The organism is Streptomyces silvisoli (genome assembly GCF_029269905.1).
Lineage (GTDB): Bacteria > Actinomycetota > Actinomycetes > Streptomycetales > Streptomycetaceae > Streptantibioticus_A > Streptantibioticus_A silvisoli_A.
In genome coordinates this window covers 50,693-70,178 of record NZ_JARJBC010000016.1, presented here as the reverse complement: position 1 = coordinate 70,178, position 19,486 = coordinate 50,693, and the positions used below count along the sequence as shown (strand labels likewise).

The 19,486-nt window shown below is 71.6% G+C and carries 18 protein-coding genes; 10 read left to right on the top strand and 8 right to left on the bottom strand.

All coding sequences use genetic code 11. From position 1 onward, the window contains the following. Position 1 precedes the first annotated feature (1 nt). A complete protein-coding gene (locus tag P3G67_RS23770) occupies positions 2 to 619 on the bottom strand; it encodes an NAD(P)H-dependent oxidoreductase (protein WP_276095281.1) in 618 nt (205 codons plus the stop codon). A gap of 242 nt (positions 620 to 861) precedes the next feature. Beyond that, the gene (gene tatA, locus P3G67_RS23765; protein WP_276095280.1) at positions 862 to 1,167 is read right to left on the bottom strand and encodes a Sec-independent protein translocase subunit TatA; all 306 of its coding nucleotides are present in this window, start codon (positions 1,165 to 1,167) and stop codon (positions 862 to 864) included. Between the two features lie 229 nt (positions 1,168 to 1,396). Here tatA and P3G67_RS23760 point away from each other — a divergent pair, with 229 nt between their 5' ends. Continuing rightward, the gene (locus P3G67_RS23760; protein WP_269857859.1) at positions 1,397 to 1,645 is read left to right on the top strand and encodes a hypothetical protein; all 249 of its coding nucleotides are present in this window, start codon (positions 1,397 to 1,399) and stop codon (positions 1,643 to 1,645) included. 25 nt (positions 1,646 to 1,670) lie between these two features. On the opposite strand, the gene P3G67_RS23755 is transcribed toward P3G67_RS23760, so the two are convergent. The 3 genes from P3G67_RS23755 to P3G67_RS23745 all read right to left on the bottom strand — a co-directional run bounded on the left by P3G67_RS23755 (position 1,671) and on the right by P3G67_RS23745 (position 3,995). Beyond that, positions 1,671 to 2,354: a DedA family protein gene (locus P3G67_RS23755; protein WP_269857858.1), complete on the bottom strand. Its 684-nt coding sequence runs from the start codon at positions 2,352 to 2,354 to the stop codon at positions 1,671 to 1,673. Between the two features lie 214 nt (positions 2,355 to 2,568). After that, the gene (locus P3G67_RS23750; RefSeq protein WP_276095279.1) at positions 2,569 to 3,564 is read right to left on the bottom strand and encodes a M56 family metallopeptidase; all 996 of its coding nucleotides are present in this window, start codon (positions 3,562 to 3,564) and stop codon (positions 2,569 to 2,571) included. Beyond that, entirely contained in the window at positions 3,561 to 3,995 is a 435-nt protein-coding gene (locus P3G67_RS23745) for a BlaI/MecI/CopY family transcriptional regulator (protein ID WP_276095278.1), read from the bottom strand. Before P3G67_RS23745 ends, P3G67_RS23750 begins: the two co-directional genes overlap by 4 nt. Before the next feature lie 116 nt (positions 3,996 to 4,111). Here P3G67_RS23745 and P3G67_RS23740 point away from each other — a divergent pair, with 116 nt between their 5' ends. Beyond that, positions 4,112 to 4,762: a phosphatase PAP2 family protein gene (locus tag P3G67_RS23740; RefSeq protein WP_269857855.1), complete on the top strand. Its 651-nt coding sequence runs from the start codon at positions 4,112 to 4,114 to the stop codon at positions 4,760 to 4,762. Positions 4,763 to 4,865: 103 nt separating this feature from the next. On the opposite strand, the gene asnB is transcribed toward P3G67_RS23740, so the two are convergent. Next, complete coding sequence (gene asnB / locus P3G67_RS23735) at positions 4,866 to 6,716, bottom strand: asparagine synthase (glutamine-hydrolyzing) (RefSeq protein ID WP_276095277.1); 1,851 nt, start codon at positions 6,714 to 6,716, stop codon at positions 4,866 to 4,868. Between the two features lie 269 nt (positions 6,717 to 6,985). Here asnB and P3G67_RS23730 point away from each other — a divergent pair, with 269 nt between their 5' ends. Next, positions 6,986 to 8,671, top strand: coding sequence for a SpoIIE family protein phosphatase (locus P3G67_RS23730; protein ID WP_276095276.1), 1,686 nt, complete (start codon positions 6,986 to 6,988; stop codon positions 8,669 to 8,671). A gap of 56 nt (positions 8,672 to 8,727) precedes the next feature. On the opposite strand, the gene P3G67_RS23725 is transcribed toward P3G67_RS23730, so the two are convergent. Further along, complete coding sequence (locus tag P3G67_RS23725; protein ID WP_276095275.1) at positions 8,728 to 9,096, bottom strand: YbjQ family protein; 369 nt, start codon at positions 9,094 to 9,096, stop codon at positions 8,728 to 8,730. 141 nt (positions 9,097 to 9,237) lie between these two features. Between P3G67_RS23725 and P3G67_RS23720 the strand changes: the two genes are divergently transcribed. Both P3G67_RS23720 and P3G67_RS23715 read left to right on the top strand, forming a co-directional pair. Beyond that, positions 9,238 to 9,969 carry a DedA family protein gene (locus P3G67_RS23720; protein ID WP_269857851.1) on the top strand — a complete coding sequence of 244 codons (732 nt, stop codon included), beginning with the start codon at positions 9,238 to 9,240 and terminating at the stop codon, positions 9,967 to 9,969. Between the two features lie 68 nt (positions 9,970 to 10,037). Further along, entirely contained in the window at positions 10,038 to 11,681 is a 1,644-nt protein-coding gene (locus P3G67_RS23715) for a threonine/serine exporter family protein (RefSeq protein WP_276095274.1), read from the top strand. A gap of 138 nt (positions 11,682 to 11,819) precedes the next feature. Here P3G67_RS23715 and P3G67_RS23710 read toward each other — a convergent pair whose 3' ends face one another. Next, on the bottom strand, positions 11,820 to 12,311 hold the full coding sequence (locus P3G67_RS23710) for an inorganic diphosphatase (protein ID WP_269857926.1): 492 nt from the start codon (positions 12,309 to 12,311) through the stop codon (positions 11,820 to 11,822). A 229-nt stretch (positions 12,312 to 12,540) separates the two neighbouring features. Here P3G67_RS23710 and dacB point away from each other — a divergent pair, with 229 nt between their 5' ends. The 5 genes from dacB (at position 12,541) to ftsH (ending at position 19,471) form a co-directional block, all read left to right on the top strand. After that, complete coding sequence (gene dacB / locus P3G67_RS23705; RefSeq protein WP_276095273.1) at positions 12,541 to 14,064, top strand: D-alanyl-D-alanine carboxypeptidase/D-alanyl-D-alanine endopeptidase; 1,524 nt, start codon at positions 12,541 to 12,543, stop codon at positions 14,062 to 14,064. Between the two features lie 79 nt (positions 14,065 to 14,143). Then, positions 14,144 to 15,301, top strand: coding sequence for a zinc-dependent metalloprotease (locus tag P3G67_RS23700; protein WP_276095272.1), 1,158 nt, complete (start codon positions 14,144 to 14,146; stop codon positions 15,299 to 15,301). 166 nt (positions 15,302 to 15,467) lie between these two features. Next, positions 15,468 to 16,544 carry a tRNA lysidine(34) synthetase TilS gene (tilS, locus tag P3G67_RS23695; RefSeq protein ID WP_276095271.1) on the top strand — a complete coding sequence of 359 codons (1,077 nt, stop codon included), beginning with the start codon at positions 15,468 to 15,470 and terminating at the stop codon, positions 16,542 to 16,544. Between the two features lie 33 nt (positions 16,545 to 16,577). Then, entirely contained in the window at positions 16,578 to 17,132 is a 555-nt protein-coding gene (hpt, locus tag P3G67_RS23690; RefSeq protein ID WP_276095270.1) for a hypoxanthine phosphoribosyltransferase, read from the top strand. A gap of 254 nt (positions 17,133 to 17,386) precedes the next feature. After that, positions 17,387 to 19,471 carry an ATP-dependent zinc metalloprotease FtsH gene (gene ftsH / locus P3G67_RS23685; RefSeq protein ID WP_276095269.1) on the top strand — a complete coding sequence of 695 codons (2,085 nt, stop codon included), beginning with the start codon at positions 17,387 to 17,389 and terminating at the stop codon, positions 19,469 to 19,471. Positions 19,472 to 19,486: the final 15 nt, after the last annotated feature.

Genomic DNA, 19,486 nt, shown 5'->3' with positions numbered 1-19,486 from the left:
GTCAGACGGCCTTGGTGCCGCTGGCTATCGCCGCGGCGATCTCCATCGTGCGGCGGGTCTGGAAGTCGATCGCGGCGAGGTTCTCCTCGTCGGCGTGGCCGACGGCGTTCTTGGTGGTGCTGCTGACGCCGTACGGGTTGCCGTTGTTCGGCTCGTACAGCACCGGTTCGGTGGAGCCGGTGGGGACGATGACCGAACCCCAGTGGCAGATGGCGTTGTGCAGCGCGAGGATGGTGCTGACCTGGCCGCCCTGGTTGGCGGAGCCGGAGGCGAACGCGGACACCGCCTTGTTGAGCAGCTTGCCGGGGATGGAGAGCGCTGACGTGCCGTTGATGAAGTGCATCAACTGCGGTGCGGGCAGGCCGAAGTGGACCGGCGAGCCGAGCAGGATGGCGTCCGCCCACTCCAGGTCCTCGGGCGCGGCGACCGGGATGTCGGCGGTGGCGGCACGGTGTTCCGCCGCGCCGTCGCGGCTGGAGGCGGCGGCCTGCGGGTCCAGTTCGGCGATCTTGCGCAGCCGTACGTCGGCACCCGCCTTGCGCGCGGCGTCGGCCGCCGCCTCGGCGAGCTTGTACGTGCTTCCGGTGGACGAGTAGTAGATGACGGCGACATTGGTCATGTCCGTAGCGCTCCCTCGACGGATCGGCCAGCCGCACTGACCGTTGGCTTGCGGGCCTTCCGATCCTGTGTCAGCGCGTGTGGGGGCGCCAATGAGCGCCCCGGCACTTCGTCAAGTGGGCGCCAGGACACGGGGATTGGGGTGCGCTGCCGCGCCGCGGGGCGCGGTGGGGGCCGCCCGGCCTTGGGTCTCCAGCCGCTGGGGCCGCCGGGCGGGGGGCGGTTCGCGGTGCGCCGCGGGCGTTACGCCGTGTGGCGGCGGTCCTCAGGCGTGCGGTTCGGGTCCGGGCTGGGCTGGGCGGCGGGCTTGTGCTCCAGCGCTTCCTGGGACTGCGCGTCCCGGGCGGCGCCTTCCGCGCCGCCGGTGCTGTCGGCCGGGGCGTCGGCGGGCTTGTCGTCGTCCCTCAGGGCGCGCGTCTCCGACTTCAGGATGCGTAGTGACTTGCCGATGCCGCGCGCGGCGTCCGGAAGCTTCCTGGATCCGAACAGCAACACGAACACCAGCACGACCAGGACGATGTGCCACGGTTCGAGTCCGTTCCTGAACATCCTGCGGCCTCGCTCCCGCCATGGTCACCGCCGGGTGACGCACGGCTGTCCGATTGGGCTTCCTGACTCCGGAGTATCGCCTGTCCGGGCACCAGACCGGAAGCTTTCGCCGGAAAACATCGCCGGAACCCCGGATGGCCCAGCCCGGCCGCCGACCGGCTGGGGAACTACACCCTCGGATGGGAGCGTTGATCTGTTACGGGGACGAGGACGAGGAGGAGGGCACGGCATGACCAGTTTCCTGGACCGGGCCAAGGAGGTCGCCCAGCGCGGGCTGGACGTCGGCAAGGAGAAGGTCGAGGAGGTGCAGGCGCTGCGCACCGGCCATGACCTGTTGCGCAGGCTCGGCGCCGCGTACTACGCCGAGCAGCGCGGATCCGGTTCGCACGAGGCGGTGACCAGCGCCCTGGAGGCGGTGGAGACGCACATCCGCCAGCACGGTGACGCGTTCCTGCGCGGAACCGCGCCGACCGGCTGACGGATCGGAGGTAGGCACGCGCGGCCTATGCCTCGTGCTCCGGCGCACCGCTCATCGCGGCGGCCTTCGCGGGGGCGCGGCGGGCCCGGCGGATCTCCAGGGCGACCGGGATCAGCGACAGCACGACCACCACGCCGATGATCGGCAGCAGGTAGTTGTCGATGTTGGGGATGGCCGAGCCCAGCGCGTTGCCGGCGATGGTGACGCCCAGGCTCCACACCAGGCCGCCGACGACCTGCCACAAGGTGAAGACCTTGGCGGGTACTCCCAGCGCGCCCGCCATCGGGTTGAGCACGGTGCGCACCAGCGGGATGAAGCGGGCCAGCACGATCGCCTTGCCGTAGCCGTACTTCTCCAGCATCTCGCCGGAGCGCTCGACGGCCTCGTGCAGCTTGGGGTTCTTGACCCGGCCCAGTAGGGCGGGGCCGCCGCGGCGTCCGATCAGGTAGCCGGTCTGCGCGCCGAGCAGGGCGCCGACGCCCGCGGCGAGCAGCACCCAGGTCAGCGAGAGGTGGACCGCGGACTTCGCGCTGGTCGTGGTGAACAGACCCGCGGTGAACAGCAGCGAGTCGCCGGGCAGGAAGAAGCCCACCAGCAGGCCGGTCTCGGCGAACAGCACCACCAGGATGCCGATGGCGCCGAAGGACGACAGCAGTGAGTTGGGGTCCAGGACGTTGACGGCCAGCTGCGAGCCGTGGGTCAGGTACATGTGGCGTCCCTCTGCGGAGGTGAAGGTCTACGAGAGTGTAGACGGTCGCGGCGCGGTCTGTGTCGCCTGCGGCGCTGCCGGAGCATACGGGGCGCGGCTGTCCGCCGCGTGACCTCACGGGTGCCGGCCGCCGCGGCGCCGTCGGCCGGTGCCGGGGCGCTTTCGGCGCGGCCGGTTGACGTGGAGTTCCTCACCGCGCCTTGGGCCGCGGGTCCTACTCCGGGAAGGACGGGAGGGACGGGAAGGAGTGGCTGTGGTGGTGCGGGTGGTCCAGGGGCGCGCCCTGGGCCAGCTCGATGTTGGCGTGGAGGTCGTCCGCCGCCTCCAGAGTGCTGACGCCGGAGGCGACCACGCACGCGACCAGCACGGCCGCGATCGCCGCGGCGGGCCGCAGGGCGTTGAACCGCGAGCGCGGCGCGGTCTCCAGCAGCGCGGCGACGCGCCTCGGCACCGGCCCCGCCGAGGCGGCCAGCGCCGCCGCGGGGCGCTGCGGGGCCGGGGCGGCCGACGCGGCCAGCGCCGCCCGGCCCACCGCGCGGGCGGTCAGCCGCCGGTCGCCGACGGCCGCCGCCGCGGACTCGTCCGCCCACCGCTCCAGGTGGAACGACAAAGGCGCCCGCAGCCCGCTCAGGGCGGGATGCAGGCACGCGGCCAGATCGGCGCAGATGATCAGCAGATGGTGCCGCCCGCGCAGGTGCGCACGCTCATGCGCCAGCAGCACCTCCCGCTCCCGCGCGTCCAGCTTGCGCAGCATGCCCGCGGTGACCACCACCCGTCCCGGCCGCCCCGGCAGCGCGTACGCGTCCGCACCCGGATCCGGCAGTACGGTCAGATCGCCCGCGCCCCCGTGCCGCTCGGCGGTGCTCGCCGCCCGCAGCAGGTCCGTGCGGTGCCGCCGCGCGGCCCGGAAGACCGCGTAGGCCGCGACGGCCAGCGCGAGCGCCGCGAGCGCCCCGACGGGCAGGTAGATGGGATTGCTGCGGCGCATCAGCGGCGCCGACATGTGCCCGAGCGCCGCGATGACGGGCAACCGCAGCAGCCCGGCCGCGGTGAGCAGTGCCAGCGAGCCGGTGCTGAGCAGCGCCAGCATCGCGGCCGTCGCCGCGAGCAGCAGCGCGGCGGTGCGTGGCGCGAGGGCGTCGGCCAGCCGCCGGGCGGCCGGTACGGCGAGCAGCGGCGCGAGCAGCGGCGCCCAGACGGCCCAGGTCATCGCGGCCTCCTCGGCTCCGGCGATCCCTTTCGGGTGGACGCGGTGGTCGCCGCCGGTGTGCGCGACGCGTCGGCCTGGGCGAGCAGCAGCCGGAGCACCCGCTCGTCGTCCGGGGAGAGCCGGGAGACGAAGCGGGCGAGGACCCCGTTGCGGTCGTCGCCCTTCTCCAGCTCGCTGTGCATGCGCCGGGCGGCCAGCGCCGCCTCGTCCTCCACCGCCGGGGTGTAGGCGTAGGCGCGTCCGGACCGGCTGCGCACCACCGTGCCCTTGTCGTACAGCCGGGCCAGGATGGTGGCCACCGTCGTACGGGCCAGTGTGCCGCCGAGCGACCGCTGGACCTGTGGTGGAGTCAGCGGGGTGTGGGCCGCCCACAGGGCGGCGAGGACGGCTGCCTCAAGTTCGCCCGCAGGGCGCCGCGCGATGTCCGTCACGGATTCCGTCCCCTTTCCCGTCGACTACAGTTGGCCCACAGTCTACGAGTCTGTAGACATTTGGCGGGCCGTTCCCGGCACGCCGCTCGTCGTCGATTATCGGAGGAATGCCGCCCGTGCTCGCACCGCCCGCCGCCGATGTGGCCCACAGCACCCTCACCACCTTGGCCTTCGACGGCTCACAGGTCGACGGCGGGCTGTACACGGATGTCACGGACTGGGCGCGCACCGCGCCGGGCTGGCTGGACGACATCATCAAGTACTGGTCGGCCTACGGCATCGTGATCTTCGCCGTCTTCATGCTGCTGGCCTGGTGGTCGGCGCGGCGGCAGCCGTCCTGGGCGATGACCCGGGTGCTGGCCGCGCCGGTCGTGGTGGTCGTCGCCTACATCGTCAACGACCTGCTGAAGTCCGTGGTCAAGGAGGTGCGGCCGTGCCAGCAGCTGCCGCACAGCTTCAACCTGGAGGCGTGCGCCGCGCCGGGTGACTGGGCGTTCCCCAGCAACCACACCGTGGTCGCCTTCTGCGCGGCCGTCGCGCTGCTGCTGGTGCACCGCAGGATCGGCTGGCTGGCCGTGCTGGCCGCCGTCGCGATGGGCGCCTCCCGGGTGTACGTCGGTGCGCACTACCCGCATGACGTGCTGGTCGGCGCGCTGGTCGGCACCGTGGTCGCCGCCGCCCTCGTCCCGCTCGTCGGCCGCCTGGCCACCCCCGCGGTGGACCGCGCCCGCGATGGCCGCATGAAGCCGTTCCTGGTGGACGCGTAACAGCAGGACCGGGGGCCTTCGGCCCCCGGTGACGCGAGGCTCCGGGGGCGGAAGGCCCCCGGAGCCTCGCGTGCGACCGGTCCCTCGCCCGAAGGGCGGGGCGTCAAAGCTCCAGCGTCGTCTCGTACTTGCGCAGCCACGAGTCGATGCCCAGCACGAGTTCGGTGCTGGAACGGAAGCCCTCGCCCTCGGTGTTCACCGCCTCCCGCGCGTTCGCCAGGTCCAGCAGCGGGCGTACCGGGGCCTCCTTGTCGGCCAGCAGCTCGCCCAACTCGGCGCGCAGCGCCTGGGTGTAGCGCGGGTCCTGGGTGCTGGGGTACGGGCTCTTGACCCGCTGCGCCACCGACTCCGGCAGCACGTCCCCGGCCGCCGCCCGCAGCAGTGACTTCTCCCGGCCGTCGAAGGTCTTCATCGACCACGGGGTGTTGAAGACGTACTGCACCAACCGGTGGTCGCAGAACGGCACTCGGACCTCGAGCCCCACCGCCATGCTCGCCCGGTCCTTGCGGTCCAGCAGGAACTGCACGAACCGGGTCAGGTGCAGGTAGCAGATCTCCCGCATCCGCCGCTCGAGCCCCGAGTCCCCTTCCCGGTACGGGACTTCGGCCAGCGCCTCCCGGTACCGGGTGCGCCGGTAGCCGGCCACGTCGATCTTGGCCAGCAGCCCGTCGTCCAGCAGCGACTCGCGGGTGCCCGCCTTCGTACCGGCGAAGCTGTTGATGCCCAGCCGGGTGAGCCAGGGGAAGGTGTCGGCCTCGACCGCGTCCCGGTCGTGGAACCACCGGTAGCCGCCGAACACCTCGTCCGCGGACTCGCCGGACAGCGCCACCGTCGACTGCTCTCGGATGGCCTTGAAGAGCAGGTAGAGCGAGGTGTCGCCCTCGCCGAGGCCGAACGGCAGGTCGCGCGCCGTCAGTACGGCGTCCCGGTTGCCGCGGTCCATCAGCGCCGCGGTGTCCAGCACGATGTCCCGGTGGTCGGACCGTACGTGTTCGGCGAGCGCGTGCGCGTACGGGCCGTCGGGCGTGCCGCGCAGGTCGTCCGGCTCGAAGTTCTCGGTCTGTCCGACGAAGTCGACTGAGAACGACCGCACCGGGCCCTGCCCGGCCGCGGCCAGTCCGTGTGCCGACAGCGCGGTGATCACGGAGGAGTCCAGGCCCCCGGAGAGCAGCGTGCACAGCGGTACGTCGGCGATCAGCTGGCGGGCGACGATGTCGTCGAGCAGTTCGCGCACCGTACGGATGGTGGTGTCCAGGTCGTCGGTGTGGTCGCGGGCCTCAAGCGCCCAGTACCGCTTGACGGTCAGCCCGCCGCGTCGCACCCGCAGCACATGGCCGGGCCTGAGTTCCTTCATGCCCTTGTAGATCGCCTGCTCCGGCGTCTTGCAGAAGGAGACCAGCTCGGCCAGCCCCTCGGCGTCCACCACCGGCCGTACCGAGGGGTGGGCGAGGATCGCCTTGGGCTCGGAGCCGAACAGCACGCCGTCCGAAGTCGGGTAGTAGAACAGCGGCTTGATGCCCATCCGGTCGCGGACCAGCAGCAGTTCCTCCGAGCGCGGGTCCCACAGCGCGAAGGCGTACATCCCGTTGAGGCGCTCGGTGAAGTCCTCGCCCCACTCCAGGTAGGCGTGCAGCGCCACCTCGGTGTCGCTGCTGGTGCGGAAGGTGTGGCCGAGGGACGTCAACTCGGCGCGAAGCTCTCGGTAGTTGTAGATCTCGCCGCTGTACGTGGTGACGAGCACGGTGCGTCCGTCGGCCTCGACGGACATCGGCTGCTTGCCGCCCTCGATGTCGATGACGGCGAGGCGGCGGTGCCCGAACGCCGCGTGCCGGTCCAGCCAGACGCCCGAGGCGTCCGGGCCGCGGCAGGCCATGGTCTGCGTCATCGCGTCGAGCGTGGCCCGCTCGCGGGTGAGGTCACTTTCGTAGGAGATCCATCCGGTGATCCCGCACATAGGCGGTCTCCCCTCCTCCGGTCGGCGGCCCCGGGTCCGGGGCTCGGCTCTGCCCCCGTTGGGCGCGATCCCGCGGCACGTCCGGCCACCGGACCACGCTGATCAATGTACGCCCATCTAGTTGTAAGTGCCATCCATTGCCTGAGGCAACGTATAGATCAGGCCACCCCGTCGCCCCGCCGCCGACGCCCGGATGCGGGTGATCCGGCCACGGCTGAGGATGGAGGGGCCCACAGCCGCGGGCGCTACCGCTGACGAGGAGGAACCCGGTGGCCGCCGATCCTCCAGAGCCGCTGGACAGCGAGGTGCTGCGCCAGATCCTGGAGGGCACGGAAGCCGGGATCGTGGTGCTGGACACCGATCTGCGGTACGTCTACGTCAACCCCGCGCTGGCCCGGATGAACGGCGTTCCCGCCGCCGAGCACACCGGCCGGACCATCCCCGACGTGCTGCCCGCCCTGGAGGCCAGGGAGGACGTGCTGCGCCAGGTACTGGCCGACGGCATACCCCGGGAGACCACCTCCAGCGGCCACACCCGGGCCGCCTCCGGCCATGAGCGCCGCTACTGGCACGGCGCCTACCACCGGCTGGAACGCGACGGCGAGGTCACCGGCCTGGTCGGCATAGTGCTGGAGGTCAGCGCCTCCCGGCAGGTCCAGCACGACCTGGAGAAGGCCCGGGAACGGCTCGCCCTGCTGGACACCGCCGCCACCCGGATCGGCACCACCCTGGACATCGACACCACCTGCGCGGAACTGGCCGATTTCCTGGTGCCCGTGCTCGCCGACGCGGTCACCGTCGACGTCATACCCCCCGAGCAGGCGGACGGGGCGTGGCAGTCGCCCCGCGGGACGCTGCGGCTGCGCCGGGCGGCGATCTCGGTGGTGCCCGAACTGCGGGGCGCCGCCGCGGTGTTCGAGGGGCCGGGGGAGTACGTGCGGTTCCGCAGCGGCTCGGCGATACCGCGCAGCATGGAGAGCGGGCGGCCGCTGGTCGACAACCGTTTCAGCCACCCCGAGGGCGGCCGGTCCCCGGCGAACGCCGAGCGCGTCGTCCGCTACCGGGCCGCCGGGATCCACTCCGGCATGGTGGTGCCGCTGGCCGCCAGGGGGCACCCGATCGGCACCGTGACGCTGATGAGGGCCGGGGACACCCCGGACTTCGCCGACGAGGACGTGGTCATCGCACAGGACCTGGCCGGGCGCGCCGCGATCAGCCTGGACAACGCCCGCCGCTACACCCGGGAGCACGGCATCGCCCTGGAACTGCAACGCGCCCTGCTCTCCGAGCCCGCGACCCCGCAGCCCACCGTCGAGGTAGCCTCCCGCTACCTCCCGGCCGGGAGCACCGCCCTGGTCGGCGGCGACTGGTTCGACACCGTCCAACTCTCCGGCGGGCGAACCCTGTTGGCGATGGGCGACGTGATGGGCCACGGCGTGGAGGCGGCCGTCGACATGGGGCACTACCGCTCCATGCTGCGGGTGCTGGCCGCCGCCGACCTGCCGCCGGACCAGATCCTGGAACAACTCGACGCCCTGATCATCGGCACCGGCACCGACCGCCCCGCCACCTGCCTGCTGGCGGTCGCCGACCCGGAGCGGGAGACGGTGACGTATGCCAGCGCGGGCCATCTGCCGCCCGCCGCACTGCACATGGACGGCCACTTCGAACTGCTGCCGGTCCCGCCCGGGCCCCCGCTCGGCACCGGCATCGGCGGCTACGTCCCGGTCGAGCGGCGGGCGCTGCCCGGTCCGGTGCTGCTGTTCACCGACGGCCTGGTGGAGCGGCGCGGCGAGGACATCGACCGCTCGCTGCGCCGGCTGACGGAGCTGGCCGCGCCCGTCGACATCAGCCTGGACGCCCTGCTGGACCGGGTGCTGGCCAAGCTGGTGACCGGCACCGCCGAGGACGACGTGGCGGTGCTCGCCGCCCGGCTGCGCAAGCGCCCGGCCTGACGCCTGACGTGCGGACGCTGACCGGGCGCAGCCGCCGGGCGCGGATCCGGCCGCGCTCAGCCCTCCCGGACCAGCACCGCGGCGGTTCCGTAGGCACAGACCTCGGTGCCCACGTCGGCGGCCTCGGTCACGTCGAAGCGCATCATCAGCACCGCGTTCGCCCCGCGCGCCCTCGCCTGCTCCACCAGGCGCTCCATGGCCTGGTTGCGGGTCTGCACCAGGGTCTTGGTCAGCCCCTTCAGCTCGCCACCGATCATGGACTTCAGTCCGGCGCCGATCTGGCTGCCCAGGTGCCGGGAGCGCACGGTCAGTCCGAAGACCTCGCCGATCACCCGTTCCACGCGGTGACCGGGCACGTCGTTGGTGGTGACCACCAGGACGTCGGACTGGGTGGGCTGGCCGCCGCCGTAGTCATCGATGCTCATGCCCTTGAGCCTGCCCCGCCCGGCGGGCCGCCGCACATGGGGAACCCGCCGTCTCGGGCCTACGTTCATACTGGTGGGGAATTGACCAGTCCGGAAGTGGCAGGAGCCAGTCCGGAGCCCACGACCAGGAGCACGCCACCCGTGACGACTCTCGCCTTGGGCCCCGCCTGGCTCAACCCCCAGCAGCTGATCGAGAACTTCGGCGGCTTCGCGCTGGTCGGGATCCTGCTGGTGGTGTTCGCCGAGTCGGGTCTGCTGATCGGTTTCTTCCTGCCCGGTGACTCGTTGCTGTTCACCACCGGTCTGCTGATAGCCAACGGCCAGTACCTGCACTATCCGCTGTGGCTGGTGTGCCTGCTGGTGGCGGTCGCCGCCGTGCTCGGCGACCAGGCGGGCTATCTGTTCGGCCGCAAGGTCGGCCCGGCGCTGTTCCGGCGGCCGGACTCGAAGCTTTTCAAACAGGAGAACGTGGAGAAGGCGCACGAGTTCTTCGAGCACCACGGCCCGAAGTCGATCATCCTGGCTCGCTTCGTGCCGATCGTACGGACCTTCACCCCGATCATCGCCGGGGTGAGCCGGATGAACTACCGCTCGTTCTTCGTCTTCAACCTCATCGGCGGCACGCTGTGGGGCGCGGGCGTGACCGTGCTCGGCTACTTCCTCGGCCAGATCGCGTTCATCCGTGACAACGTCGAGGCGATCTTCATCGTGATCGTGTTCGTCTCGGTGATCCCGATCGCCTTCGAGTACCTGCGCTCGCGGCGCAAGTCGGCGAAGGCGGCCACAGCGACCGGCGGTGGCCGCCGGGACGCCGGACCGATGCCGGCCCCGGCCCCGCAGCAGCGTGGCCGGCATAGAGCGGCCAAGCGCTGAACCTTGCGGTCTACACGTAGCCTTGTCTGGGTAACCGGCGAAGAGGAGCGGGAAAGGGATCGCAGCAGGTGACGGAGAGCAAGCGGACTGACGGCAGTGTGCTGGGCACCAGCCCGCAGGACGCCAAGCCCGAGTCCGACGAGTCGCGCTCCGCGTTCACCCCGCCCCTGGGAGTGCCGCTCCCGCCCGCACCGGAGCCCGAGGGCTCCGCGTTCCTGCCGCCCACCCGTCCGGCGTCCGCCGCGAACGGCAGCACCACCGGCAACCACACCCTGCCCGCCTTCACGCCGCCCGAGGGCATTCCCGTGGTCCGGCTGCCCAGTGACGCCCCCTGGCAGGACCGGATGCGCGCCATGCTGCGGATGCCGGTCGCCGAACGCCCGGCGCCGGAGCGGGCCGGCAAGCCCGAGTCCGAAGGCCCGTCCGTACCCCGCGTCCTCGACCTGACGCTGCGTATCGGCGAGCTGCTGCTGGCCGGCGGTGAGGGCGCGGAGGACGTGGAGGCGGCGATGTTCGGCGTCGCCCACGCCTACGGACTCGACCGGGTCGAGCCCAACGTCACCTTCACCCTGCTGTCCATCACCCATCAGCCGTCCCTGGTCGACGACCCGATCACGGCCAGCCGCACGGTGCGCCGCCGCGGCACCGACTACACCCGGCTCGCCGCCGTCTTCCGGCTGATCGACGACATCACCGCGCACGAGGCGACCCTTGAGGACGCCTACGGCAGGCTCGCCGAGATGCGCCGCAACCGGCACCCGTACCCCGGCTGGCTGCTGACGCTCGGCGCCGGGGTGCTGGCTGGCGCGGCGAGCATGCTGGTCGGCGGTGGCCCGACGGTCTTCGTGGCGGCGGCCGTCGGAGCGATGCTCGGCGACCGGCTCGCCTGGCTGTGCGCGGGGCGCGGCTTGCCGGAGTTCTACCAGTTCGTCGCCGCCGCGATGCCCGCCGCCGCCATGGGCGTGCTGATGAACCTCTACGGCTCCTACCTGCCGGGCGGCGGCCATGTGCAGTCCTCCGCGGTGATCACCGGTGGGCTGTACGCGCTGATCCCGGGACGGGCGCTGGTGGCCGGGGTGCAGGACGGGCTGACCGGCTTCTACATCACCGCCTCCGCCCGGTTGCTGGAGGTCATGTACCTGATCGTCGGCATCGTCTTCGGCGTGACGATGGTGCTGTACGTCGGGGTGAGCCTGCACGCCCAGCTCAATCCCGACGAGGCCCTGCACACCTATCAGAACGCGCCGGTGCAACTGGTGGCGGCGATGACGCTGACGCTCGCCTTCGCGGTGCTGCTCCAGTGCGAGCGCTCGGTGCTGCCGATCGTCACGCTCAACGGCGGTGTGGCCTGGGTGGTCTACGGGGCGCTGCACTACCAGGCGGGGCTCTCGCCGATCGCCGCGACGGCGGTCGCCGCCGGTCTGGTCGGCCTGTTCGGCCAGTTGCTCTCGCGGTACCGGTTCGCCTCCGCGCTGCCGTACGTCACCGCGGCCATCGGCCCGCTGCTGCCGGGTAGCGCCACGTACTTCGGGCTGCTCGCCTTCACACAGGGGAAGCAGGACGTGGGCGTGGCGTCCCTCGCCAAGGCCGCGGCGCTGGCACTGGCGGTCGCGATCGGGGTCAACCTCGGTGGCGAGGTCGCCCGTATGGTCATCAAGTTCCCGGGCGGCGGCCCGGTGCGCCGCGCCGCCAAGCGCACCCGCGGGTTCTGAGCCGCACCCGCCAACCGGCTGTCAGGGCAGGCGTGTCGCAGGCGTCCGGCACCTGATGAGCCGGTGGTTCCCGCAGTTGGTGAAGGCCCCCGCTCACCTGATGGCGGCGGGGGCCTTCAACGACGGGTCGCGGGGGCCTCAGTGGCCGCCGTGCTCCCGCAGCCGCTTGTAGGAGGCCTCGATCTCGGCCTCCGCCTCGGCGCGGCCGACCCAGCTGGCGCCCTCGACGGACTTGCCCGGCTCCAGGTCCTTGTAGACCTCGAAGAAGTGCTGGATCTCCAGGCGGTCGAACTCGCTCACGTGATGGATGTCACGCAGGTGCTCCACCCGCGGGTCGGAGGCCGGGACGCACAGCAGCTTGTCGTCGCCGCCCGCCTCGTCGGTCATCCGGAACATGCCGATCGCGCGGCACTTGATCAGGCAGCCCGGAAAGGTCGGCTCGTCCAGCAGGACCAGCGCGTCCAGCGGGTCGCCGTCCTCACCCAGGGTGTCCTCAACGAAGCCGTAGTCGGCGGGGTACATGGTCGAGGTGAAAAGCCGACGGTCCAGGCGGATACGACCGGTCTCGTGGTCCACCTCGTACTTGTTCCGCGAACCCTTCGGGATCTCGATCGTGACGTCGAACTCCAAGGCTCCTCCAACATCAGCCATGATCAGCACATACTTCGGATGATTAAGTGTCCCCCACGCAGGTGTGTGGTCGCGAAAGGGGCTGGTCCAGGGTGCGACGACGGGGGCTGGCAGCCGCCCGAACAGCGACCGTTCAGGTGATCCACCGCTGGCGCGGAGGCGTCCGCTAATGATCGGTCGTGACTGGAGCCATAGCAATTCTGACCGTGTCCGGCGCTGGGCGGTCAGCGTGTCCCGCCGCGCGGGTCTGGACCGGGGCGCGGTCCGGGCGGTGGCCGGGTTGCGCCCGGTTCTCGCGGCCGCCCGCAGGGCGACCTTCGAGGGCGGGGCCACGCGGGTGGCGGTCGGCGCGGGGGGCGTCGGGCTGGCCGTCGCGCTGGTCGCCGTCACCGCGGCGGGCCCCTGGGCGGACGGCCAGCGGGTGGCGGAACGGAACTGGGCCGCCGCCCGGGACGGCGCGGGACGTACCGGCCGTACCCCCGCAACGGCGCCCAGCGCGCCCCCGGTGCTGGCCGGGCTCGGGCCAGGCCTCTCGCCGCAGGCCGTACCGCTGCCCACCGGGCAGGGCCTGGACAACGCGCTCTCCCCGCTGTTCGACGACCCGGCGCTCGGCGCGGTGCGGGCCGGAGTGGTGCTGGACGCCGCCACCGGGCGGCAGCTGTACGGCCACGCCCCGGACGCCCCCTCCACGCCCGCCTCCACCACCAAGATCGCCACCGCGGTCGCCGCCCTGCAGAGCCTCGGCGACGACTACCGGATCCCCACCACCGTCGTCCCCGGCGCCGCACCGGGCGGCATCGTCCTGGTCGGCGGCGGCGACCCCACCCTCACCGCGCGGCCCACGCCGCCGGGCACCGACCCGGACGCCACCCCGGCCAGCCTGAGCGACCTCGCCGACGCCACCGCCAGGACGCTCAAGGAGCGGGGCTGGACGAAGGTCCAGCTGAGCTACGACACCTCGCTCTACACCGGCCCGCTGCTGCACCCCATCGGCGTCGACCCCAACATCGCCCCGGTCACCCCGCTCATGGTGGACGAGGGCCGGGTCGACCCCAACTCCACCGAGAACGCCCCCAGGGTCGCCGACCCGGCCGACTCCGCCGCCCAGGCCTTCGCCGGGATGCTGCGCGACCGCGGGATCACCGTGGACGGCGACGTACGGCCGGGCAGCGCGCCCGCGGGCGAGGAGGCCCGGCTCGCCGAGGTGGACTCCATGCCGCTGTCCGCACTGGTCGAGCGGATGCTGACCAACAGCGACAACGACATCGCGGAGGCACTGGCCCGGCAGACCGCGATCAGCCTCGGCAAGCCGGTGAGCTTCACCGGCGGGGCGCAGGCGATCAGCGAGGAACTGGGCAGGCTCGGGCTGCCGCTCGCCGGCACCAGCTTCAACGACGGCAGCGGCCTGGACCGCGACGACCGGCTCACCGCGCAGTTGCTGGCCCGGCTGCTGTACACCGCCGCCGACCCGGCCCACCCGCAGCTGCGGCCGGTGCTCAGCGGGCTGCCGATCGCCGGTTTCACCGGCACCCTCAGCGACCGCTTCAGCGGTGCCACGTCCGACGCGGCGGGCCTGGTGCACGCCAAGACCGGCACCCTCACCGGCGTCAACACCCTCGCCGGGACGGCGGTGGACGCCGACGGCCGCCTGCTGGTCTTCGCGTTCATGGCCTCCGGCACCCAGAACGCCACGAACGCGGTCACCGCGCTGGACCGGCTGGCCGCCACCGTGACGAACTGCGGCTGCCGGTAAGGCGCCGGAGGCAGGGGGGCGGCCCCCAAAAATCAGCGCCGGGCGGCGAAAGCCGCCCGGCGCCACGTACCGTGAAGCCATGACGAGCATCGGTGGTGCGGAGATGGTCGACTGGAACCTCGCGGTGACGACCGCGACCCGGCTGGTACGCCCGGGTCCCGAGGTCAGCCGTGAGGAGGCGCGGACCGTGGTGACCGAACTGCGCCGCCACGCCAGGTCGTCCGAGGAACACGTACGGTCCTTCACGCAGATGTACGGCGCCGGCGGCCCCGACGAGCCGCAGAACGGCAGCCCGGTCCTGGTCGTGGACCGCCCGGGCTGGGTCAAGGCCAACGTGGCGGGCTTCCGGGAGATCCTCAAGCCGCTGCTCGACAAGATGCAGGCGCGCCGCGGCACCCTCCCCGGCGGTGCCGTGCTCGGCGCGGTCGGCGGCAAGGTCACCGGCGTCGAGGTCGGCGCGCTGCTGTCGTTCCTCGCCTCCCGGGTGCTCGGCCAGTACGAGACCTTCGCCCCGGCCACCCGCGAGATGCCCGCCGGTCCGGTGCTCCCCGAGCCCGGCGCGCCGCGCACCGGGCGGCTGCTGCTGGTCGCGCCGAACATCGTGCACGTGGAGCGTGAACTCGACGTGGATCCGCACGACTTCCGGTTGTGGGTCTGTCTGCACGAGGAGACTCACCGCACCCAGTTCACCGCCGTGCCCTGGCTGCGCGACCACATCGAATCGGAGATCCAGGAGTTCCTGTCGCAGACCGACGTCGACCCCGCCACCCTGCTGGAGCGGGTCCGCGAGGCCGCACAGTCGTTCGTCGGCGCCCGTCCCGAGGGCGAGGAGAGCGAGGGCCGCAGTCTGGTCGAGATCGTCCAGACCCCGGCCCAGCGGGAGATCCTGGCCCGGCTGACCGCCGTGATGTCGCTGCTCGAAGGCCATGCCGACTATGTGATGGACGGCGTGGGGCCGGACGTCGTGCCGTCCGTCGCGGAGATCAGGGAGAAGTTCCAGAAGCGCCGTGCCACCGGCGCCGGTCGGCTCGACCAGGCGCTGCGCAAGCTGCTCGGGCTGGACGCCAAGCTGCGCCAGTACCGCGACGGCGAACGCTTCGTGCGCTCCGTGGTCGACGAGGTCGGCATGGACGGCTTCAACCGGATCTGGACCTCGCCCAACACCCTGCCCACCAAGACGGAGATCGCCAAACCGGCGGACTGGATCGCAAGGGTGCATCGTCGCACTGATTCATGAACCCTGAGCGCCCCACAGTTCACCCATCCGAGGGACCATGGCCGATGGGTAGGCGTGCGATGCTCGGGTAGCGCTCCATATCTGTCACCATCTAGCCACGCTCCGTCATCCCCCCGCGGCCCTCCCAAAATCCTCAGGTGGGCTGTGTATTTCAGGAGGAATGGATATGGGTCCCCACCCCGCGGTCGCCGCGATACGCCTGGCGGTCCGCCGCGTACTGCACGACGTGCTCAACGACCTGGCCCGCACCCCCGCCGCAGCCTCCACGCCGACCACCTCCACCGCCGCCGGCTCCCGCGCCCTGATGGACCGGCCGCTGGTCCTCGCGGCCTGTAGCGGCGGCGCCGACTCCATGGCGCTCGCCTCAGCCCTCGCCTTCGAGGCCCGCAAGCTCGACGTACGGGCCGGCGCCGTCACCGTCGACCACGGCCTGCAGAACGGCTCCACCGCCCGCGCCCTCGACGTCGTGCACCGACTGCGCGACCTCGGCCTCGACCCCGTGGAGGCCCTCGGCGTCACCGTCGGCCGTCAGGGCGGCCCGGAAGCCGCCGCCCGCGACGCCCGGTACGCCGCCCTCGACGCCGCCGCCAGCTCACTGGGCGCCGCCGCCGTGCTGCTCGGCCACACCCGTGACGACCAGGCGGAAACCGTCCTGCTGGCGCTCGCCCGCGGCTCCGGCACCCGCTCACTGTCCGGCATGGCCGCCGTCTCCGGCCCCGGCGGCCGCTACCGCCGCCCGTTCCTGCTGCTCGACCGGGAGACCACCCGCAAGGCCTGCGTCGCCCAGGGCATCGACGTCTGGGAGGACCCGCACAACGCCGACCCGGCGTACACCCGCGCCCGGGTCCGGCACGAGGCGCTGCCCGTACTGGAGAAGTCGCTGGGCCGCGGGGTGGTCGCCTCGCTGGCCCGTACCGCCCAGCTGTTCCGGGACGACGCCGACGCGCTCGACCAGTGGGCCGCGGCCGCCACCCGGGAGGCCACGGTGGACGGCGACCCGGACCACGCGCTGGACCCCGCCAAACTCTTCCCGCTGCCCTCCGCCGTACGCCGCCGGGTCCTGCGCCGCGCGGCCATCACGGCGGGCAGCCCGGCCGGATCGCTGTTCTCCCGGCACATCGAGGAGACCGACCGGCTGATCACCGGTTGGCGCGGTCAGGGCCCCATCAACCTGCCCGGGGGCGTCGAGGCCCGCCGGTCGAATGGCAAACTGGTTTTCCGGCGGACGACCGCAGCCGAATGACGTAGCCGGTAGGCCTTGCAGGAAGTAGCGCGGGTGAACGAGAAGGACATGGGCACCGACCTCGAGAAGGTGCTCATCAGCAAGGAAGAGATCGACCTCAAGCTGGCCGAGTTGGCCGCGGAGATCGACAGGGACTACGCCGGGAAGGACCTGCTGATCGTCGGTGTCCTGAAGGGTGCCGTGATGGTGATGGCGGACCTGGCCCGCGCACTGTCCTCCGACGTCACCATGGACTGGATGGCGGTGTCCTCGTACGGCGCCGGAACCAAGTCCTCCGGCGTGGTCCGCATCCTGAAGGACCTCGACACCGACATCGCCGGCCGCGATGTGCTGATCGTCGAGGACATCATCGACTCCGGCCTGACCCTGTCCTGGCTGCTGTCCAACCTCAGCTCGCGCGGCCCGGCCTCGCTGCGGGTGTGCACCCTGCTGCGCAAGCCGGAGGCGGCCAAGGTCGACATCGATGTGACGTATGTCGGTTTCGACATCCCGAACGAGTTCGTGGTGGGCTACGGGCTGGACTACGCGGAGAAGTACCGCAACCTGCCGTTCGTGGGCACACTCGCCCCGCACGTCTACGGCGGCTGACACGCCGACCGGCTGGGCCAGATTTCGGAAACCCGGTGTCGGAGCCGGGGAACCGACCCCGGTTTCCTGCCGTTGGAGCAAGGGAAGAGGGGTTTGTTAACGGTCCTCGGCAGCATCGGGTGACAATGCTGAGGTACCGTCCGAAGGTCGGGTCATAAACCGTCGGGTCATACACCTAGCTAGCGCACATCGGCCGATGGGGCCGAAGTGCTCTCACTGTGGCAGGAGGGACGGGGCGTCGCCGCCCCGCATGGATGGACGTCAAACGCTACTTCCGTGGGCCGGTCATGTGGATCGTGCTGGCCGTCCTTGCCGTGGTCGTCTTGATGCAGGTCGTCGGCTCGACGGGCGGCTACAAGACGGTGGACACCGGCCAGGTCGTCGCCGCGGTCGACCAGGGGCTCGCCCAGTCAGCCAAAATCACCACCGGTGACGAGCAGACCATCTCGGTCCAGCTGAAGCCGGGCGCCAAGGTCGACGGCAAGGACCTCGGCGACAAGATCAAGGCGAGCTACATCGGCCGCCAGGGCGCCGACCTTGCGGCGAAGCTGCAGACCCAGGTCGACGACCACCAGCGCGGCGGCACGCAGCTGCCCGACGGCTACACCATCTCGCCGTCGAAGCAGAATCCGTTCGTCGGTGTGCTGCTCTCGCTGCTGCCCTTCGTCCTGATCGTCGTCGTCTTCCTGTTCCTGATGAACCAGATGCAGGGCGGCGGCTCCCGGGTGATGAACTTCGGGAAGTCCAAGGCCAAGCTGATCACCAAGGACACGCCCAAGACCACGTTCACCGACGTGGCGGGCGCGGACGAGGCGGTCGAGGAGCTCCAGGAGATCAAGGAGTTCCTCCAGGAGCCGGCCAAGTTCCAGGCCGTGGGCGCCAAGATCCCCAAGGGCGTGCTGCTCTACGGCCCGCCCGGAACAGGTAAGACGCTGCTCGCACGCGCCGTCGCGGGCGAGGCGGGCGTGCCGTTCTACTCGATCTCCGGTTCCGACTTCGTCGAGATGTTCGTGGGTGTCGGTGCCTCCCGGGTCCGTGACCTGTTCGAGCAGGCCAAGGCGAACGCCCCGGCGATCGTCTTCGTCGACGAGATCGACGCCGTCGGCCGGCACCGCGGCGCGGGTCTCGGCGGCGGCCACGACGAGCGCGAGCAGACGCTCAACCAGCTGCTGGTCGAGATGGACGGCTTCGACGTCAAGGGCGGCGTGATCCTGATCGCGGCCACCAACCGGCCGGACATCCTGGACCCGGCGCTGCTGCGCCCGGGCCGCTTCGACCGGCAGATCGCGGTGGACCGCCCGGACCTTCAGGGCCGTCTGGAGATCCTCAAGGTCCACCAGAAGGGCAAGCCGGTCGCCCCGGACGTCGACCTGCAGGCCGTCGCCCGCCGCACTCCCGGCTTCACCGGCGCCGACCTGAGCAACGTCCTCAACGAGGCCGCGCTGCTCACCGCCCGTAGCGACCGCAAGCTCATCGACAACAAGATGCTGGACGAGGCGATCGACCGCGTTGTCGCCGGACCGCAGAAGCGGACCCGGATCATGAGCGAGAAGGAGAAGAAGGCGACCGCGTACCACGAGGGCGGACACGCCCTGGTCGCCGCGGCCTGCCCCAACAGCGACCCGGTTCACAAGATCACGATCCTGCCGCGCGGCCGTGCCCTGGGCTACACCATGGTGCTGCCGGACGAGGACAAGTACTCCCAGTCGCGCAGCGAGATGCTCGACCAGCTCGCCTACATCATGGGCGGCCGGGCGGCCGAGGAACTGGTCTTCCACGACCCGACCACCGGCGCCGCCAACGACATCGAGAAGGCGACCGCCACCGCCCGCGCGATGGTCACCCAGTACGGCATGACCGAGCGGCTCGGCGCGATCAAGTTCGGCACCGACAACTCCGAGCCGTTCCTCGGCCGTGAGATGGGTCACCAGCGCGACTACTCGGAAGAGGTCGCGGGCCTGGTGGACGAAGAGGTCAAGAAGCTGATCGAAAACGCCCACAACGAGGCGTGGGAGATCCTGGTCGAGAACCGCGACGTCCTGGACAACCTGGTGTTGGCGCTCCTGGAGAAGGAGACGCTGAACAAGGAGGAGGTCGCGGAGATCTTCAAGCCGGTGGTCAAGCGCCCGGCGCGCCCGGCGTGGACCGGCTCCTCGCGCCGTACGCCGTCGACCCGCCCGCCGGTGCTCTCGCCGCGCGAGCTGGCGCTGGCCAACGGCGCGGGCACGGCCAACGGCAGCGCCCAGCCCGCGGTCTCCACGGTGAAGCAGCCGCAGGCGCAGCCGACCGACACGGTCGAGCTGCCGGAGGACGGCCCGCAGGGCCCGAGCGACAGCTGACGGTCCCACCGGGGC

Bases quoted from the DNA above. Each gene is read 5' to 3' on its own strand.
- P3G67_RS23700 (WP_276095272.1), top strand. From the start codon at position 14,144: ATGACGAGCATCGGTGGTGCGGAGATGGTCGACTGGAACCTCGCGGTG.
- tatA (WP_276095280.1), bottom strand. From the start codon at position 1,167: ATGTTCAGGAACGGACTCGAACCGTGGCACATCGTCCTGGTCGTGCTG.
- P3G67_RS23750 (WP_276095279.1), bottom strand. From the start codon at position 3,564: ATGACCTGGGCCGTCTGGGCGCCGCTGCTCGCGCCGCTGCTCGCCGTA.
- asnB (WP_276095277.1), bottom strand. From the start codon at position 6,716: ATGTGCGGGATCACCGGATGGATCTCCTACGAAAGTGACCTCACCCGC.
- tilS (WP_276095271.1), top strand. From the start codon at position 15,468: ATGGGTCCCCACCCCGCGGTCGCCGCGATACGCCTGGCGGTCCGCCGC.
- ftsH (WP_276095269.1), top strand. From the start codon at position 17,387: ATGGACGTCAAACGCTACTTCCGTGGGCCGGTCATGTGGATCGTGCTG.
- P3G67_RS23725 (WP_276095275.1), bottom strand. From the start codon at position 9,096: ATGAGCATCGATGACTACGGCGGCGGCCAGCCCACCCAGTCCGACGTC.
- P3G67_RS23770 (WP_276095281.1), bottom strand. From the start codon at position 619: ATGACCAATGTCGCCGTCATCTACTACTCGTCCACCGGAAGCACGTAC.
- P3G67_RS23760 (WP_269857859.1), top strand. From the start codon at position 1,397: ATGACCAGTTTCCTGGACCGGGCCAAGGAGGTCGCCCAGCGCGGGCTG.
- P3G67_RS23755 (WP_269857858.1), bottom strand. From the start codon at position 2,354: ATGTACCTGACCCACGGCTCGCAGCTGGCCGTCAACGTCCTGGACCCC.